Genomic DNA, 17,479 nt, shown 5'->3' with positions numbered 1-17,479 from the left:
ACGTCGAGAAGGACGAACAAAAGTAGCATCCACATTGTGGGTGCTTTTTTAGTACCACGACCTGAGTAAGTCGATAAACTGCTCCATTTTTATACCCAAAAAGGGGGAGAAACAATGTTAAATCATCTGATTATGTTCGCGCCTGACGCGGGCGCTGGTGAAGGCGGCACCCCTGCTGGTGCCGCTGCCGGTGCCGATCCAGCCGCGAACGCAGCTCCAGCCACTCCAGCCGAACCGGCGACGCCTACGGGCCCGTCTGCGGACGAAGTACAGGCGGGACTGCTGAAGGACCTAGGCGTCGGCAGCCTTGACGACCTGAAGGCAATCATCGAGGCCAAGAACCAAGCCGATGCTGCTAGCCGCAGCGACCTGGAGAACGCCCAAGCTAACCTCACCAAGTCGGAGAAGGCCACGGCGGCAGCTACCGCCCGCGCCGACGCGGCAGAGGCCAAGCTTGCGGCTGTGACCCAGGGCGTCAGTGCTGATCACATCGACGACGCTCTGGCACTGGCTCACGCCGATTTGGCCAACAAGGTCGGCGGGGCTAAGACAATCGATGATGCGCTCAAGGGCGTGCTCGACCGTAACCCGGCGTTCAAGAGCGAGGCGGCGCCGGCAGCCAACCCAGACGGCAGCGCGATCGTCGGCAACGAGCCGACAGGTAACGCCACCGGCACCACGCTCTCCGACTTCGTCAAGATGAAGACGGCAGAGCAGCTCGAATTCAAACGCACTCACCCAGCCGAATACGCTGGGCTTTTTAAGTAAAGGGAGGAATTAACCATGGCAGAAATCACGCCAACTACTGCATCTCAGATGGTCGACCCGGAAGTTATGGGCAACATCATCTCCGCTGAATTGCCGAAGCGCCTGGCCTTTCGCCAGCTAGCTCCGGTGGACGACACGTTGGAGGGCCGCCCTGGCGACACTATCACCGTGCCACGCTTCAACTACACCGGGGACGCCAAGGACGTCGCTGAAGGCGAAGCGATCCAGTACGATCAGCTGACGACCGGCACGACCTCGCTCACCATCAAGAAGGTAGCCAAGGGGCTGTCCTTCACCGATGAGTCCACGCTGATCGGCTACGGCGATCCCGTCGGCGAAGGCCGCAAGCAGATCACCAATGGCATGGCCGCTAAGATGGACTACGATGTGCTCAATGCGGCGCTTGATGCACGCTTGACGATCGCTGAGCCGGCTACCCTGGACGTGTCCCTGATCGACGCCGTCGAGAACGCCTTCGACGACGACAACAGCCCATACAAGGCAGAAGACCAGGCGGCTTCGTCTACCGGCGTCATCTTTATGAACCCGAAGGACATGCGGACGCTGCGTGCGGCGATTATGAAGACCGAGTCCGGCGACTGGACCCGGCAGACCGATCTCGGCGACAGCGTGCTGGTCAGCGGCTCCATCGGCCGTGTACTCGGATGGGAAATCCAGACCAGTAAGAAGATTCCGGTTGGCACTCAGCTGGCCATCAAGCCGGGCGCGCTCCGCACGTACATGAAGCGCGGCGTCAACGCCGAGTCCGCTCGCGACATCACGCACAAGACCACCCTGTTCAACGCCGACGCAATCTACGGTGTTGCGATTTACGACGACACCAAGATTCTGGTCATCGGGGCCAACTCCGAGGTCGCTGGTGACGGCGCCCAGGACCCGGCTGTAAAGCCGACCTCCCCTCGTGGCTCCAAGCGCGTGAAGTCTACCAAGGACACCACGAACCTGTCCACCAAGGTAGCTGCTGATACCGCTCCGGTCGAGAATCCCGACGCGGGAAAATAACCGCACCGTCGGCGCTTAACGCCGAGCCTACTGCAGACGGTGCAGATGTGACTGTAGGCTGAAAGGAGGCCAATCATGGCTGAGAAGCTTGTGATCTACAAGAAGGGGGAGGACACTCCTTCCTTCACCGGTGATGCGACTAGCGCTGCGATCACCGGGCTGGCGCCCAACACGGCGGTCGCTGCTGGCGACTACCAGGGCGCCTTTTCTGACGGCACCAAGACGTCCGACAAGGTCGACGTGCCAGCCTTCATGGTCAAGGACGCCGCGCTCAAGGCGCCGACCGTGACGCTGACTGTCGGCGATGCCAAGCTCGACTACACAATCAAGCTGGGCGCCGCAAACGGCGGCTCCGCTGCCACCGCACTCAAGCTGAGCTACTCGACCGACGGTAGCAAGTGGACCGACGTGGCGATCGCCGACCCGGCTAAGCTGACCGGGACCGTGGACGGTCTGACCAACGACACCGAGTATCAGGTCAAGGTCGTGGCCACCAACGCCGCTGGTGATAGCCCGGCGTCCGCCATCGTCAAGGCCACGCCGGTGGCTGCGGCCGAAGGCTAGCTAGGAGGTGGCAGCCATGCTAGTCGATCAGGAGTATTATGCCCAGACGTTCATGGGCCAGCCTGTGCCCGAAGCCGTCTGGCCGAGGTATGAGCGTGCCGCCGAAGAGGCTGTGAACTCCCTGTGTCACGGCTTTTTTGATGCTCATGGACTGGCCGACCTGCAGCTCGTGACGGACCAGACGCGCGTCAAGAACGCCATCTGTGCCCAGATCGAGTTCTACCAAGACCAGGGCGGTGTCACTACCAACGAGCGCGCCGCAGCGCAGGAGGGCGCTAAGTCCTTCACGCTCGGCTCATTCTCCATGACAGCCCCGACCGGCGCAGCGGCAAGCGTCGAATGGACTGGTGCCGTTGACGATCGGGTGGTGCGCTACCTGCAGCCGACGGGCCTGCTATACGGTGGGGTGCATCAATATGGCTAAGGACGTGCGACCGATCCCAATGCGTGCGCTGGTGGACAGTATCGAGGTCATCGAGCACCAGTCCGCCACTTCGACCGACAACCTCGGCGAGCCGGTGCGGCACCGATTCGAGCGCGTGCTCGTGCAGCCCGTCGACAAGCGGCAAGTGACCGGCGGTGCCGGTGACAGCGCCCAGCTACAGCACATCGGCAACACGCTGGTCTTCATCGACGCGATCAACTCGGTCAATGTAGACGGCTACTCCGTCAAGCTCGGCGACAAGGTCGAGTACGGCGGCGTGACGCGGCAGGTGATCCAAATCGACGCGCTCAAGGCATGGCTACCGACGCCGCATCACTGGGAAGTGTGGTTGCAATGACCACCACCGTGGAGTTTGGCCGCTGGGCCGATGAGCTGGCCAACCCGGCCGACGTGGAGCGCGAGTTGGCGAGCAAGGTGCGTGAAGACGCGGACCCGTTCGTGCCACGCCAAGACGGCAATCTGTCCGGGGATAGTGCAGACATCATCGACAGCTCGATCATCTACGGCGCGCCCTATGCGCACTATGTCTGGTTCGGCCAGGTGATGGTCGGGCCCAAGCCGAAGCAGTACGTCACCGGTGGACTCGCGCTGAACTACTACACGGGCAAACACAAGCAAGCCGGTGCCGACTGGGTCGAGCGTGCCGCTGATGTCAACATGGCCGGCTGGGAGCGATTCGTAGGAGAGAGGATGACGCAATCATGACCAAGACCCTAGACCTGGACAGCCAGGTGATCAGCTTCATCAAGGCGACCGTGTCGCTGCCGACTGGTATCGACTTTGGGCGCCAGGACTCAAGCGGGCCAGGCGTTGTGTACGTCATCAAGCCGACCAACGAGGTCAAGCGCTACTACGGCGGTCGTGTGCGCCGCGCGTACGCCTTTACCATCATGACGAAGCTGGCGCGGCCGATCGACGCGATCGGTCTGCTGAGCCAGATTGTGGACGCGGTGGAGCATGCGCGCAGCGGCGACATCAAGTCCGCCAACGGTAGCTTCCAATTCGTCAAGGCCGAGATGACTGACAGCCCAGCGTATCGCAGCGCCGTGGAGGATAGCGGGGAGACCTACTCCGTCTACGGCGCTAGTTTCAAAACGACAATCATTCTAAACAACTAAGGAGGCAGTTATATGACTGCAAAGACTGCAAAAGACCTGCTCACGCACGGGAGCATCGAAGAGAACTTCCTGTCTGAATATTTCGTGGGCAAGGCAACGAGTGCTGACGCGGTGCCGGAAGACGTCGCCTACATTGGCGACGGCATCGAGACCATCGACGTCACTCAGGAGGACAAGAAGAACTCCAAGTCCTACTACAACGGTGGCGGGCAGGAGACGACCACCGTCACCGGCTCCACGCGCTCTCTGGCGCTCAGTGGGGACCGTTCCACTGGTGATCCGGCGCAGGACTTGCTTGCGGCGCTGGCCGACCAGACCGGGGCTGCGCGCAACGTATGGCTGCGTGAGCTCGACTACGTCCAATCCGACGACGGTAAGTCGCTGGAGCTGACCAAGGTCCGCACTGGGATCGCGACCGTCAGCGACATCACGGACAAGGGCGGTAACGCGACCGACCCTGGCGCATTCAAGGCCACGCTGACCTACGCCGCCAAGCCAACCGTACTTGATGCGGCCACCGATGCGGATAAGATGACGTCTGTCCTCACGGAGACCCCGTCCATCAACGCGGAGATCCTCGGCGAGACTGCCGTGGTCAAGGGAGCAGCCCCGGCACCAGCGGGGTAATGACAGCGCCGGCCAGCCTGAAAGCTGAGCCTACTGGGGACGGCGCGAAAGTAACTGTAGGCTAACCAGTTCCACACGGTCGTCGGTCGGATCAAACTGCCGGCGATCCTTATCACTCAAAAAAGAGGAGAGAACATCATGACCGAAACTATCAAGATCACCGTACCCGAGACCGCAATCAACTTTGACATCGGCGGCAAGGTCTACACGCTGTCACTGGCCGACAAGAGCCGCGCCAAGATCACCGAGGAGTATCGGGCCATCGAGACCCACGAGATCGCGGCGAACAAGCACATCGAAGACCTGCAAGGTGAGCTGCAGTACAAACTGTCGCACGTCAAGCGTGACCTGACCGATCAGCAGGCCAAGCAGCGTGAGGAGGCCCTGCAGGCGGACTTCACCCGCAAGTTCAACTTCGCGGCCGATCAGGCGGAGACATACGGCCAGCAAGCCTACCCGGCCTTCCTCGATACGCTGTTCGGCGCCGGCTCTGGTGCGGAGATCTACGAGACGTGCGGCCGCAACACGGTGGCCGTCAGCAAGGTCATCGGCATCGTTATGGCCAAGATGAACGCAGCCAACGACGTCGAGGACTACATGCAAAAGTATGCGAAGGAAGTCGACGCGCTCAAGCAGGAAGCTGAAGGTGACGTGCATGGACTTAACGGGGAAAAATGAGAACCAGATCACGGTGGACGGGGTCACGTATCAGCTGAACCTCGGCTACGCGGTCGTGCTCGAAGTCTTCCGAATCCTCGCTGACGACGGCCTGTCAGCGCAGGAGCACGTGGAGCTGGTCACGCGGCTACTTGTACGCGGCAGTGCTAGCGTCGCTCCTGCGGCTCGTGACGGCCTCCTGCAGGCCATCATGGATGAGAAAATTGACCTAGCAGAGAACCGGTTGGCGGCCTCCATCTTCAAAGCGAAAGGTAAGGCATTCGATTTCGACGCCGACGCTAGCCGGATCGCCGCTAGCTTTATGCAGCAGTATCACATCGACCTGACTAACGCTCGGGAACGCGCCAAGCTCTCCTGGGCGTTTTTTAATGCACTCCTGGACGGATTGGGCCCGGACACGCCGTTCCGGCAAGCGACGGCCTACCGAATGATGGAGATCCCGAAGGACGCAACCGACGAGCAGCGCGACCACATCCTCAAGATGAAGAAGCTGTACAGCCTCAAGACGTCCACCGCTAAGCCTGGCTCTATCGAGGCGCAGATGATCGGGCTTGATCGCCTGCAGCGGATCAAGCTGCTCGCACGCATGAAGAAAGAAGGTGACATGAATGGCTGATGGAACGGTCAAGATTGACGTCAAACTGATCACGAGTACCGCCACGGCGGCCGCCACCGCACTCAAGTCGACGCTGAAGGACGTCGACGTCAAGCCAGAGGCGGCGACCAACGCCAAGAAGTTGGCCACGGCGCTCGATGAGACGAAGGACGCTGCCAAGGGCGCCGCCGAAGCCACCAAGGCGGACGCTACTGCTAAGAAGCAGGAAAGTGACGCCGCAGACAAGGCCACCGACTCGACCAAGAAGAAGACCGACTCGACCAAAAAGGACACCGACGAGACCAAGCGCAACAGCGATGAGACCACGAAGGCCGTCGACGCGCAGAAGCAGATGGCGTCCTCACTCGAAGCTCAGGGCAAGTATTGGGACAGCCTGTCGAAGGCGCAAGAGCAGGCGGGGCTTAAAACTTCGGCCGCAGTGTCCCACCTGAACGGTCTCAAGTCCGAGTTGGGACAGACGACCATCGAGACCAACGAGGCGCGTAACAAGCTCGTGCAGCTGTCGGTGGCCGAAGGTGAGAACTCGGCCAAGACTAACGAGGCGCGCAACGCCTACGTCGAACTGGCCGGCAAGCAAGCCGCGCTGGGTCTTGAGACGCAGCGACTCGAGTCAAAAATCGGCGGGCTCACCCCACAGATGGCCGCCGCCGCGGACAAAGTGCGCGCACTGGGCGATCGCTTCACGTCGGCGGGTGAGAAGCTGAGTGCCGTCGGCTCGAAGATGACGATAGGCATCACGGCACCGATCGTGGCCGGATTGGCATACGCCGGCAAAGCAGCCGTCACGTTCGACAGTGAAATTCAGTCGATGGGTTCACTGCTGGACGATGGTACGGTGTCCGCCGCTGGCCTGAAGGCTGAGCTGACAGGACTGGGCAATGCCTCGAAGAAGTGGTCGACGCAGTACGGCGTGTCCACCTCCAACATCAACAACGGGATGTCGGAGCTGATCAAGAAGGGCTACAGCTACAACCAAGTCCTGGGCGCCATGCCGTCGATTCTGGATGCGGCGCGGGCCTCGGGTGATGACTTTGGTGAAGTCATGTCCGTAGCCACGTCCACGCTTGAGCAGTTTGGTTTGAAGTCCAACAACACGGCGCAGATGCTCAAAAACACGCAGCGGGTCACCGACTCGCTGACCTATGTAGCCAATGCAACCTCTTCCGGCTTTCAAGACTTGGGACTGGCAATGCAATATGTTGGTCCAGTCGCAAGCGGGATGGGTATGAGCCTTGAGCAGACTGCCGCAATTCTTGGTAACTTAAGCCAGGAAGGTATTGAAGGCGAGAAAGCAGGCACCGGCCTCAGGTCTGTACTATCGAGTCTGACTGTTCAGTCCGGTCAAGCGGGACCTGCCATGAAAAAGTTAGGTGTCAATGTTGCCGCCTTTAAGAGCGGCGCTATTGGGTTACCGGAAGTAATCGACGAAATTGCTGAGACGACTAAGGGCTGGAAGGATGCACAAAAGGCGGCTGTTTTGCAGCAGGCGTTCGGTATTGATGGCCAGTCTGCCATGAATATCCTTATCAACGAAGGCAGCGCGTCGCTACGCAAACTAACCAAGGATACTCAAAACTCTACCGGCTACACCAAGAAGCTGGCCGAGACGATGAACAACACCTCGCAGGCCAACGTCGATAAGTTCAAGGCATCACTCAATACTTTGGCCATCACGGTGGGCGCAAAGCTCCTGCCGCAGATTACCGACCTGGTGAAGAAAGGAACTGACCTGGTCAACTGGTTCTCCGAGCTAGATGAAGGCACGCAGGACATGATTCTGAAGTCAATTGCGGCAGCCGCCGTAATGGGCCCAGTCATCTCTGGTGTCGGAAAACTGAGCACCGGGCTTGGCGTGCTGTCGCGAATGGGTGGCGGCGCAATTGAGTTCCTTGGTCGCTTCACTGGAGGGGCGGCAAAGACTGGTAAACAAACTGGCTTGCTTGCTGGATTATTCGGCAAGCTGACTGGTGCAGCGCCGGCGGCCGGCGCGGGTATCGCGGAGGCAGCTACAGCAGCTGAAGGCGCTGGTGCGGCGATGACTGGGGCTGGAGTCGGGACGACCGGCTTTGTCGCCAGCCTTGCGCCGTTAGCACCAGCCCTGTTGGTGGCCGGTGCTGCGGTTGCTGGCGGTATCGCTTGGTGGGAGCTGTACGGTAAGAAAGCAGCAGAATCCGCTGATCGTACTAAGCGGTGGGGCGCGGATATTGGCCCCGTCGCTGACAAGGCAGCTACGCAGTTACAACAAGCTTCCGGCAAGATTGCTGGCGCCTTCGACGATACGAACCATACGGTGAAGGAGAATGCCGCAACTATCGTCAAGGGATTTGACGACATGACGAAGGCAGCCAAGGCGGCCGCGGACGAATCTGACAAGGTGGCTAAGAAGCTTGCTAAATCTCTTGGCGGTGAAGCCGGATCCAATCTTGAAGCTGCGGCGGCCAAAGAAAAGGCAGCAAATGCAAAGCGCATTGCGCAGATACAGTCTGACCAGAAGAAAGTTGACGTCATCACAGCGGCGGCCAAAAAATCTGGTGTCGCGCTAACAGCAGAACAAATTCAGGTGCTTGATAACCTTCGTGCTGACAGCGCAGCTTCGGCAGTAAAGACTCTCAAATTGTCAGGCAAAGAAGAAAACAACGTTCTGAAGGCCATCCTGGGTGAAAAGGTGACCATGTCTCGTCAAGCAGCCGACAATCAGTTGCAGGACATGACCAACTCTTACCACAAAGAAGTATTGGCTAACGAGAAGGCACAGGACCAAATTAAAGACAAACTCAAGAACAACGCAACTGAACGAAATGCTGCACTCGAAGGATTGGAGAAAGACCACCAGGCCAAGATGAATGGCATTTATCGCGGCACCATTCAAGCGATGAAGGTTCGTGGCGACACCGAAGACGAGATCGTCAAGAACATGTCGTATGCCTTCAAGATGTCTGCTTCTGATGTCAAGAAGGCTCTCAAAAGTTACGACGATTCGATGGCGAAGAGCACCAAGTCGACTAAGAACTTTGCGGCCTCTGTCGGCGACGGCATGAGTGAGGCGACTAAGAAGGCCGGCAACGAGTGGAATAAGCTGGTGCTTGATCCCAAGACTGGGAAGGTTGTCACCAACCTGCCTGAAGTGCTCAAACAAACGGCGTCTACTCAGCAAGGGTGGAGTCAGCTTGAATTTGAACTTAAAAATGCCCACATCACTAGCAATGCCAAGCAAGCCATCGTGGAGGCGATGGCTGCGACAGACCAGTGGAAGAAGCTTCCTACATGGGAGAAGACTGCCATTATCCGTACGCAAGGCCGCGAGCAACTTGCCAACGTGATGGAAGACTTTGTCGACTGGGACTCCCTGGACCCGAAGGAGCAGCAAGCAGTCGTGAAAGGAGACTACGCTCCGTTGATTGACGCGCTCACCAAGAGCGGCGATTGGGATAAGCTGACGCTTAAAGAGAAGACTGCGCTGGTCAAGGACAAAGCCTCCCTGCCACTTATCAACATGCTTGAAGCATCAGGAGACTGGCAGAAGATGACGTTCAAAGAGAAGATGGCCATCGTCAACGCAAAAGGGGCAGGTGATCTTGCTACCCTGGCGCAAAAGTACGATGGATTTGTCACACTGCCAGACGCAGTTAAGAAGGCTGCGTTGAAGGACCCAGGTTTTCTTGAATCAGTAGCAAACGACTCGATTAAGTATGGCAAGTTCAAAGATTTACCGGACGCCATCAAAAAGGCGATTCTAAATGATGAAGACCTGCAGCAGAAGCTAATTGATGCAGGTGTGATTATTGATAAGTACAATCTACTCAAGCCGAACAAGAAGAAGGCGACGGCAGATACTAACAGCGTACAAAATAACTTCGGGCTGGGTACAGCGGCAGTAAACAAATACAAAAACACTAGCCCGGGCCCTACTAAGCATGCGAAAGGCAAGAACGACGCCTCCAAGGAAGTGGACGCCGCTACCAAGTCGGCTCAAAAGTGGGCTGGTCAGGGTATGGGCCCGACAAAGGTCGCGAAGGGCTCGAATCCCGCTAGCAGCCCGATCGACCAGGCAACCAAATCAGCAAAGGCGTGGCAAGGCCAAGGCATGGGTAGCACGAAGACGGCCAAGGCGCTTGATCATGCTAGCGGCCCCGCTAAAACAGCAAGGGATGCAGTCTCCAAGTTTGCATCTGGCAAGTCGACCTTCACCAAGACACTGAGTGTGGTGGCAAACTTCGGCAAGGGCGTCGCAAAGGTGCTCGGATTCCGAACTGGTACTTCCAACTTCCATGGTGGCGGGGCCATCATCAACGACGAAACCGGTCCCGTATACCAGGAGCTGCTGACCTTACCAAACGGCACCATGGCTGTGGCAAAAGGGCGCAACGTGTTTCTCCCTGGCCTTCCCGCCGGCACCGCGATCACCCCGGCCCGCAAGACGGCGCAGCTGATGCAGTCGGGTGTGATCCCGCGCTTCGCCGGCGGTACCAGTGGTGGCACCAACGATGTGCTCGACCGCCTGACCGGCTTCACGCCGGAAATGGCGTCCGGCTTCACGCCTGAAACGTCGTCGGTGCAGATGTCGCTGGATAGCGGGTCTTCGGTCGCCATCAAGGGACTGAGCAAGTCGATCGGTCAGCTTGAGCAGGCTGTGGCCACCATGCTCCAGCAACGCGCGGCGACGCCGGACGTGCTGGAGATCCACACGCACGCCCACCTCGACAAGCGCGAGATGACGGACGAGATGGCAGCACCGCTGCGTGTGAAGATGCAGCAGATTGACGATATCAAGAACCAGAGAAGAGGTATTCGAAATGACAGACTATCCAACTAGTCCTAGCGTGCATGTCAAGTACGATGGCGTCGAGTTGACGGAGTGGATCACCATCTCGGATATTCAGCGCAACATTGGCCCAAACCGAACAATCACAGCAGACAAGATTGGAATCGTGGCCGGCAAACGCGTCATCAGCGCAACCGATGACGATAACGTCATCAAGATCACTGGCGACATGAACTACTCGCTTGTCGCCAAGCGCCGCGAACTGGCAGCAGCTTTGGCAAAGCTAGAACCGACGATTCTCACCATCGACGACGAGCCAGACAAGTACTACCTGGCCATCGTTAGCGAGCAACCACAACTTGTGGAGGACCAGTTTCACGGCGAAGTGACCATTACGTTTCATGTTCCTGATGGCGTAGCTCACGCTGCCGATGAGCGACTCTTCCCGATCGGCGCCGACGGGAGCGTGACGGTCTCAAATGACGGAACCGCTGAGACCCCGCTGGACATTGACGTGATCTTTACATCTGACGCCAATGCGATTGGGTTTACCAGCGAGGACAACATCCTACAATTTGGGACGCCCGAGGCTAACTCCGACGACAGCGACTTTGTGGCGTCAAAGGTGCTGATCAGTGACTATATGGAGCCGGCTTCCAAGGAATTGTGGACGGTTAACGCCGGAAAGATTCGCTGGCGCGCAGACGATGGCGATCACACGTCTAAGGCCGATGGCACGCTGTCTTGGCAGAGCAAGTTGGTCAGTGTGGCTAGCTATGGCAGTTTCGACCATAAGACCGAGGCCGGATATTGGCACGGGCCGACGCTCAACAAGGAACTGACCGAAGCTGCCGACAACGTGGAGGCCGTCTTCTTCGTGACCTTCAAGCCGAGCAAGAGTGGCTCCAAGTGCCAGGGATTGCTCGAAGGTAACCTGGTCGATGCTGACGGTAACTTTATCGCCGGCTTCGAACTCAAGGACAACGTGCAGACGGCTAACGCGGTCACATACAGCTTTTTCGTCGGCGATGAACGGGTCAATACGACCGCGCTGCCTGCTAAGGTGCTCAAGGAAGGTAGCGGCTTTTACGGCACTGCCACGATCAAAAAGGTTGGCAATAACTTCACCTTCCGCCTGGCACGGCTCAATGGCAAGACTGGACGCGAGACCTGGGGGAGTCCGACGCTCAGCCGAGTAAACAACACGGTGGCGATGCTTCCAACGTCGCAGATCGCATTATACGGCGCACAGTGGCGAGACTTTCCGGCGATGCAGATTGAGTTTGCTCACGTAAAGGTGACGAAAATCAACACGGAAGACGACACGCTTATCCCGCTGACTTTCACCAGCGGCGACGAGCTACACGTCGATGGTGAGACCAACCAGGTCTACATCAACGGGGTCAGAAATGACTCCTATCGTGTGCTTGGCAGCAGTCAGATGCTCAAGGTCGGAAAAGGCGACACCACCATCTACGCCATGTCTGATGGCACCTTTAGCGGCACACTGACAGAAAGGGAGAAATACTTGTGATTATCCATGTCATTGATCGTAACTACAACGCACTCACCACCATCGACACCGCCGCGTCGTCAGGCGTAAGCCTGCAGGACCTTAAGATCACTCCCGGTCTTGACGGCGGCACGCTGCTGACAATCATGGAGGCCACCGTCTCCAAGGACACGAACGAGAGCGCGCTGATCGCACCCGGCGTCTACCTCGCGTGGCAGGACGGCGCCGGGAAAGACGTCTGTGTGTCCGTCACTTCGACTAACGGTGAGGATGAGACCAGACGGCCCATCATAGCCAAGGACCTCGGCATGGAGCTGTACAACGGCAGTGCCTCGGTCTTCGCCTCGACGGCGCCGCAGTATCTTGACTACTACGTTGAGCGCGAGCTCTACGACAGTGGCTGGGCGATCGGCGTCAACGAGCTAGGCCACGACGTCAAGAAGCTGGTCGACACGTCCGGTGATGAGACGCCGCTGGCTCGCCTGCAGCGCATCTGCACGGCTTTTGACTGTGAGATGACCTTCAGCTTGGACTTCCAGAATCTGCGCATCAAACGTAAGCTCGTCAACATCTACCACCACATCGGCGCCGACAAGACCGACAAGGTCTTCTATTCGGGGCGCGATGTGGTGACCATGCGGACGTCGGTCAACACCGACAACGTGATCACCGCAATCCAGGACTCGAACAGCGGCTTCGACGACCTATCGACCGGCGATGGCCGCTATTTCACACGGCTGGGCGAGTCGATCATCTACGACCGTGTGGCCAACGCGCAGTATGGCCGCGGCAACACGTCGGAGGAGCGGTTCAGCGGCTTCATCACGAAGTCGGCCGCTTCCACGGCGTCGACGCCGATGGACTGCTACACGGAGCTGCTCAAGATTCTACAGTCCAGCAACGAGCCGAGTTTCAGCGCTGAGGTCGAGCTTGTCTTCCAGGACGGCGACTTCGGAGTCGGCGACTCGCTGACTTTTGTGGACGAGGACTACAATCCCGCACTGCGGCTCAAAGCGCGCGTTGCCAGCATGGAGCTGCATCCAGACGATCAGACACAAAATACCATCATCATCACCAACGCCACCCAACTTGCCAGTCGTATCAGCAGCGACCTGCTGGCCAAGAGCCGGCAGCTTGAAGACACGTCAGTCTACACGCTCAAGCTAAGCACCGACAACGGCGTCGGCTTCGTGGACGGGGTAGCCAAGACCACGACCATCACACCAACGGTCACGCGCGACGGTGAGGACATCACGTACACGCTAAAGCCTGGCGACCTGCTGTGGTACAAGGTAGACAAGCAAGGCGTCCACGACACCGAGTGGGAGACGGCCAATGCCAACGCGCTGGCCGTCACCGTGGCCGACACGGACGTTGTCGAGTCCGGCCAAGTCAGGTGCGCACTGCTGCTCATCAAGAAGCCGCTGGTGCAGGCGATTTACTTTATCGACGGTCTCAAAGATGTGGCGCGCAAGGTGCTGCGACTGCGGACTGACGACACGGTGGTCAGTGCGCACATCTCTGACACGCACTACGCGACGGACACCATCACGCGCGACGACCTGGAAAACTACTCCAGAAGCGCGAACCACGTCAAGAACGTGGCGGAGCTGTCGCAGCTGGTGGACCTAGACTACATCGTCCAAAACGGTGACACGCACGACGGCGGCACGGCGTCGAAGGACATCGCGCTGTCGAACTTTCGGGAGATTGTGAGTGACCTCGGCCTCGCCAAGTGTCCTTACTTTGTGGCGTGGGGTAACCACGACAACAACTGCTGGGGCGACACCAGGACGAACAGTATCAGCAAGGTTATCCGTAACTACAAGCCGTCGGTGCCAGGCACTAAGGGTTTGCACGGCAAGGGTGCCCAGATGCTAAGCAATGCCGAGATGTACGACGTGGCCACGCAGCCGAGCACCATCTTCGGCATCGTGACCGACCCGGAAAACCCGCAGGGCGGCTACTACTACTATGACGTGCCAGGCAAGCCGATGCGCGTGATCGTGCTCAATGCCCAGGACGTGCCAGACACACTCGACACCGACGGGTACATCAAGTATCAGGGCCTAAACGTCGCCGGGTACCGGCAGCCGCAAATCTCATGGCTGTACCATACCCTGATCGACACGCCGGCCGGCACCACCGTGGCGATCTACCAGCACTTCGGGTTTGGGTACCGGTACTCAACCACGATGGCCTACGTGCCATACAACTACGAGATGATCGATGGCATCATCGACGCCTTCGTCTCGGGCGGCAAGTACAGCGGCAGTTACACGGCTAACGCTGACTTCAAGGCCAGCGTGGATTGCGACTTCGGCGGTCAGAAGGGCCTACTGGCCTTCTTGGCCCACGGGCACTTCCACAATGACCGCATAAACACGGACTCTAACAATATTCACAGTTATTCGGTGGGATGTTCAGTTAGCCGGCCAAAGAAAGACCAGGCCGACCGGCCGCTAGGCAAACTGCAAGAAGACTTGTGGGACGTGGCGGTTGTGAATACAGCCACACAGCACGTGAACCTCGTGCGATTTGGCGCCGGAAAAGACCAGGAATTTGATTATTAGGTGGTGAAACTATGCTCGTACAAAGCGAAATCAGCTTAGTCAAAGTGAAGAACGGCCAGGACGGTGGTGAGGGGACGCCGGGGCCACCCGGGGCCGATGGGCGTACCTCGTACACGCATACCGCATACGCAACGTCAGCAGACGGGACCACTGGTTTTAGCGTTGATAATGCGGACGGTAATGCGACGTACTGGGGCACGTGTACCGATTTTAGCGAAGCTGACCCGACTGATCCAAGCGTTTATACATGGGCCAAGTTTGTTGGTCCGCAAGGGGCGCAGGGTGCCGATGCAATTGTGTTAAATATTACCAGCGTCAATGGCAACATGTTCAAAAACACCGGCATCAGCACTATCTTGACTGCAACAATCACTATTAGTGGAGCCGTAATCGATACCTCGGCAAAGATGCAAAGTGTGCTAGGCTCATCAGCTTATCTAGAGTGGTCTGAGAAGAAGGTCGGTGAACTAGAATTTTCAACGTTGGCGCGTGACGACCCGAGGTTATCTGATGGTGGATTTATGCTAACCGTCAATGTCGATGATGTAACTAACAAGAGCACATTTAAGTGCGATTTATGTGAATAGGAGCAATGAAAATGGCAACGATTAAAGCAAGTTCGCAAACGGACCTGATTGACCTGACGGATGGATACAGCGTAATTTTGTCCAACGAGTCGCATGTGTTCACTGGTGATACAGACAGCGTTTCTAGTACACAAACAGTAACAACAACCGTGATGGCATTGTGTGGGTCCGAACAGGTGGCAGCATCCGTCGGCACGATCACCGGTGCAACCGGGATTACTGCGGTCAGCGACGGTAAGACGCCAGCACCAACCATCACGATTACGGCAACGTCTGCTTGTGTTACGGCGGGGACGCTGACGATTCCCGTCATGATTGGCGACATCACCATCAATAAGCAATTCAGCTACTCCATCGCCTTCAAGGGTACCAACGGGACTAATGGTAAAGATGGGGCGGCTGGTACTAGCATCAGCGTCAAGAGTAGTGCTGTGACTTATCTTGCTGCGGCTGATGGTGTGACTACGCCAACGACCGGTACCTGGTCGGCGACAATTCCATCAGTGCCACAAGGGCAGTATCTGTGGTCAAAGACGGTTGTCACTTACTCTGATGGCAAGACAACCACCACGTATGGTGTTACGTACTACCCCAAGAACGGGACAAACGGGGCGGGGGTTACTGTGTCTTCCAACGTGACCGAGTACATTGTCGGAGCAGATGGAACCACCACGCCGACCGGCACCTGGGCAACGACAATCCCAACGGTGGCAGCAGGCAAGTATCTATGGACACGGGTCACAGTTAAGTACTCAGATGGTAAGTCTACGGTGTCTTATTCCGTTGCCCGCCAAGCTACTGATGGTACTAACGGTAAGGATGGCGCGAACGGCGCTGATGCATTGACGATGGTCATCATTTCCAGTGCTGGTACTATTTTCAAAAACACATCTGTTGCAACCACGCTCACAGCACATGTTTACAAGGGTGCATCCGAAGTTACGGGTGCGGCACTCACAGCCCTCGGCACCATCAGCTGGTACAAGGATGGGGGCACTACCGCAGTCGGCACAGGCCAGACCCTCACCGTTGCTGCTGGGGACGTGACCAGCAAGGCGAGCTACACCGCACAGTTAGCGGGGTGATTAAATGGCAGTTAAGGCACAAGCGTCCATCTCATTGGCGCTGGTCAGTGATGGCAAGGCAGGTGCAACTGGACCAGCTGGCCCCCCGGGCCCGGCCGGCAAAGACATCACGTCATACGCCAGCGGAACGGTGATTCCATCCACGGTGCCGCCTGCCAATTCACAGTTCTGGCTAATCGACAGCGCTGGCATCGCCACAAAGTTCTACAGATCTGATGGGACTAACTGGATTGAGCAGCCGATCTCTGCATCGGCCATCTCGGCAGCCACCTTCAATGGGTTGACATTCAACGGGGTTATTTTCAACGGCTCAAAATTCGTCAGCAGCTTCTCCAGGCAGTCAGTGGATGCCGCCGGAGTGCAGTCAGAGCTGACGACGACGGGTTCGGGCACGGCCACCCTAGGCGACGGCTACTTGGTCATTGATGGCAAGATTGACGATGCTAGTTCTGACGAAGCCTTTCACACTGAGGTTGGCCCTTCGGGCGTGTCAAACCGCGTTACGTCGGATCTCGGCGTGGAGAGAAGTGTATCGCTATCGATGGGCGAGCTCTCCTTGTACTCAAAAGAAAGCGATGCGAGTCCGGCATATATCGGGACGCTCACTTCGGAGAAACTTCAGCAGATCAACAACACCGGTAATATGCTGTGGTCTGGGGCGTGGAAGATGGCTGCGTCCACAACGCTGACGGTGGAGAAGAACATCAACGAATGTCTCAATGGATGGGCGCTGCTCTGGTCTGGTGGCGATACAAACGCTCCGCAGAACTATAACTACACAACAACCTACATCAGCAAGGGATTCGCAGCCCGTCATAGCGGTGCCGGAGTGCATATGGACTTAGGTGGCACAAAGACCTTAGATGCTGCGTTTAAGTACTGTTACTTTACGCAAACTACGATTAAAGGTAACGATGCTAACGCAACTGGCACTAGTAATAATTACGTGCTGCGGGAGGTGTTCGAATGGTAAAAAGTAAAACAGTTGATGGAGTGCTTATGCACCTATGTACCGTCGAAACCAATGCAGAAGGATATGTATCAGGTGCGGGTATGGATGACAACGGCGACACGTGGCTGATTGCTGACGAGTTATCTGGGTTAGTGCTAGATGCGACTA

At 57.6% G+C, this 17,479-nt stretch carries 16 protein-coding genes; all 16 read left to right on the top strand.

All coding sequences use genetic code 11. The annotated features are described in order from the left end of the window. Nucleotides 1–114 precede the first annotated feature (114 nt). The gene (locus NUH19_RS04580; protein ID WP_262315379.1) at nt 115–768 is read left to right on the top strand and encodes a hypothetical protein; all 654 of its coding nucleotides are present in this window, start codon (nt 115–117) and stop codon (nt 766–768) included. Between the two features lie 15 nt (nt 769–783). Further along, nucleotides 784–1,791, top strand: coding sequence for a N4-gp56 family major capsid protein (locus NUH19_RS04575; protein WP_262315378.1), 1,008 nt, complete (start codon nt 784–786; stop codon nt 1,789–1,791). Nucleotides 1,792–1,866: 75 nt separating this feature from the next. Next, nucleotides 1,867–2,355, top strand: coding sequence for a fibronectin type III domain-containing protein (locus NUH19_RS04570; RefSeq protein ID WP_262315377.1), 489 nt, complete (start codon nt 1,867–1,869; stop codon nt 2,353–2,355). 16 nt (nt 2,356–2,371) lie between these two features. Beyond that, on the top strand, nt 2,372–2,779 hold the full coding sequence (locus NUH19_RS04565; RefSeq protein ID WP_262315376.1) for a head-tail connector protein: 408 nt from the start codon (nt 2,372–2,374) through the stop codon (nt 2,777–2,779). Then, nucleotides 2,772–3,137, top strand: a complete 366-nt coding sequence (locus NUH19_RS04560; RefSeq protein ID WP_262315375.1) for a minor capsid protein — start codon at nt 2,772–2,774, stop codon at nt 3,135–3,137. Before NUH19_RS04565 ends, NUH19_RS04560 begins: the two co-directional genes overlap by 8 nt. Beyond that, a complete protein-coding gene (locus NUH19_RS04555) occupies nt 3,134–3,505 on the top strand; it encodes a minor capsid protein (protein WP_262315374.1) in 372 nt (123 codons plus the stop codon). The genes NUH19_RS04560 and NUH19_RS04555 overlap by 4 nt, the downstream gene beginning before the upstream one ends. Further along, the gene (locus NUH19_RS04550) at nt 3,502–3,918 is read left to right on the top strand and encodes a hypothetical protein (RefSeq protein WP_262315373.1); all 417 of its coding nucleotides are present in this window, start codon (nt 3,502–3,504) and stop codon (nt 3,916–3,918) included. Before NUH19_RS04555 ends, NUH19_RS04550 begins: the two co-directional genes overlap by 4 nt. A gap of 12 nt (nt 3,919–3,930) precedes the next feature. Beyond that, nucleotides 3,931–4,545 (top strand): phage tail tube protein, encoded by a 615-nt coding sequence (locus tag NUH19_RS04545; protein WP_262315372.1) that lies wholly within the window; start codon nt 3,931–3,933, stop codon nt 4,543–4,545. Between the two features lie 138 nt (nt 4,546–4,683). After that, nucleotides 4,684–5,223 carry a hypothetical protein gene (locus tag NUH19_RS04540; protein ID WP_262315371.1) on the top strand — a complete coding sequence of 180 codons (540 nt, stop codon included), beginning with the start codon at nt 4,684–4,686 and terminating at the stop codon, nt 5,221–5,223. Next, complete coding sequence (locus NUH19_RS04535) at nt 5,201–5,839, top strand: bacteriophage Gp15 family protein (protein ID WP_262315370.1); 639 nt, start codon at nt 5,201–5,203, stop codon at nt 5,837–5,839. The genes NUH19_RS04540 and NUH19_RS04535 overlap by 23 nt, the downstream gene beginning before the upstream one ends. After that, nucleotides 5,832–10,652, top strand: coding sequence for a phage tail tape measure protein (locus NUH19_RS04530; protein WP_262315369.1), 4,821 nt, complete (start codon nt 5,832–5,834; stop codon nt 10,650–10,652). The genes NUH19_RS04535 and NUH19_RS04530 overlap by 8 nt, the downstream gene beginning before the upstream one ends. Next, nucleotides 10,633–12,135 carry a distal tail protein Dit gene (locus tag NUH19_RS04525; protein WP_262315368.1) on the top strand — a complete coding sequence of 501 codons (1,503 nt, stop codon included), beginning with the start codon at nt 10,633–10,635 and terminating at the stop codon, nt 12,133–12,135. The genes NUH19_RS04530 and NUH19_RS04525 overlap by 20 nt, the downstream gene beginning before the upstream one ends. Then, nucleotides 12,132–14,687, top strand: a complete 2,556-nt coding sequence (locus tag NUH19_RS04520) for a phage tail spike protein (protein WP_262315367.1) — start codon at nt 12,132–12,134, stop codon at nt 14,685–14,687. The genes NUH19_RS04525 and NUH19_RS04520 overlap by 4 nt, the downstream gene beginning before the upstream one ends. Nucleotides 14,688–14,698: 11 nt before the next feature. After that, nucleotides 14,699–15,274, top strand: coding sequence for a hypothetical protein (locus tag NUH19_RS04515; protein ID WP_262315366.1), 576 nt, complete (start codon nt 14,699–14,701; stop codon nt 15,272–15,274). Between the two features lie 11 nt (nt 15,275–15,285). Then, entirely contained in the window at nt 15,286–16,359 is a 1,074-nt protein-coding gene (locus tag NUH19_RS04510; protein ID WP_262315365.1) for a hypothetical protein, read from the top strand. A gap of 4 nt (nt 16,360–16,363) precedes the next feature. Then, complete coding sequence (locus NUH19_RS04505) at nt 16,364–17,332, top strand: hypothetical protein (protein ID WP_262315364.1); 969 nt, start codon at nt 16,364–16,366, stop codon at nt 17,330–17,332. Nucleotides 17,333–17,479: the final 147 nt, after the last annotated feature.

The sequence above is a fragment of the Lacticaseibacillus parakribbianus genome (assembly GCF_025490915.1).
Classification (GTDB): Bacteria; Bacillota; Bacilli; order Lactobacillales; family Lactobacillaceae; genus Lacticaseibacillus; species Lacticaseibacillus parakribbianus.
Note: the sequence above shows the minus strand (reverse complement) of the source record. Positions and strands in the feature narration are given on the sequence as shown.

Bases quoted from the DNA above. Each gene is read 5' to 3' on its own strand.
- NUH19_RS04580 (WP_262315379.1), top strand. From the start codon at position 115: ATGTTAAATCATCTGATTATGTTCGCGCCTGACGCGGGCGCTGGTGAA.
- NUH19_RS04575 (WP_262315378.1), top strand. From the start codon at position 784: ATGGCAGAAATCACGCCAACTACTGCATCTCAGATGGTCGACCCGGAA.
- NUH19_RS04570 (WP_262315377.1), top strand. From the start codon at position 1,867: ATGGCTGAGAAGCTTGTGATCTACAAGAAGGGGGAGGACACTCCTTCC.
- NUH19_RS04565 (WP_262315376.1), top strand. From the start codon at position 2,372: ATGCTAGTCGATCAGGAGTATTATGCCCAGACGTTCATGGGCCAGCCT.
- NUH19_RS04560 (WP_262315375.1), top strand. From the start codon at position 2,772: ATGGCTAAGGACGTGCGACCGATCCCAATGCGTGCGCTGGTGGACAGT.
- NUH19_RS04555 (WP_262315374.1), top strand. From the start codon at position 3,134: ATGACCACCACCGTGGAGTTTGGCCGCTGGGCCGATGAGCTGGCCAAC.
- NUH19_RS04550 (WP_262315373.1), top strand. From the start codon at position 3,502: ATGACCAAGACCCTAGACCTGGACAGCCAGGTGATCAGCTTCATCAAG.
- NUH19_RS04545 (WP_262315372.1), top strand. From the start codon at position 3,931: ATGACTGCAAAGACTGCAAAAGACCTGCTCACGCACGGGAGCATCGAA.
- NUH19_RS04540 (WP_262315371.1), top strand. From the start codon at position 4,684: ATGACCGAAACTATCAAGATCACCGTACCCGAGACCGCAATCAACTTT.
- NUH19_RS04535 (WP_262315370.1), top strand. From the start codon at position 5,201: ATGGACTTAACGGGGAAAAATGAGAACCAGATCACGGTGGACGGGGTC.
- NUH19_RS04530 (WP_262315369.1), top strand. From the start codon at position 5,832: ATGGCTGATGGAACGGTCAAGATTGACGTCAAACTGATCACGAGTACC.
- NUH19_RS04525 (WP_262315368.1), top strand. From the start codon at position 10,633: ATGACAGACTATCCAACTAGTCCTAGCGTGCATGTCAAGTACGATGGC.
- NUH19_RS04515 (WP_262315366.1), top strand. From the start codon at position 14,699: ATGCTCGTACAAAGCGAAATCAGCTTAGTCAAAGTGAAGAACGGCCAG.
- NUH19_RS04510 (WP_262315365.1), top strand. From the start codon at position 15,286: ATGGCAACGATTAAAGCAAGTTCGCAAACGGACCTGATTGACCTGACG.
- NUH19_RS04505 (WP_262315364.1), top strand. From the start codon at position 16,364: ATGGCAGTTAAGGCACAAGCGTCCATCTCATTGGCGCTGGTCAGTGAT.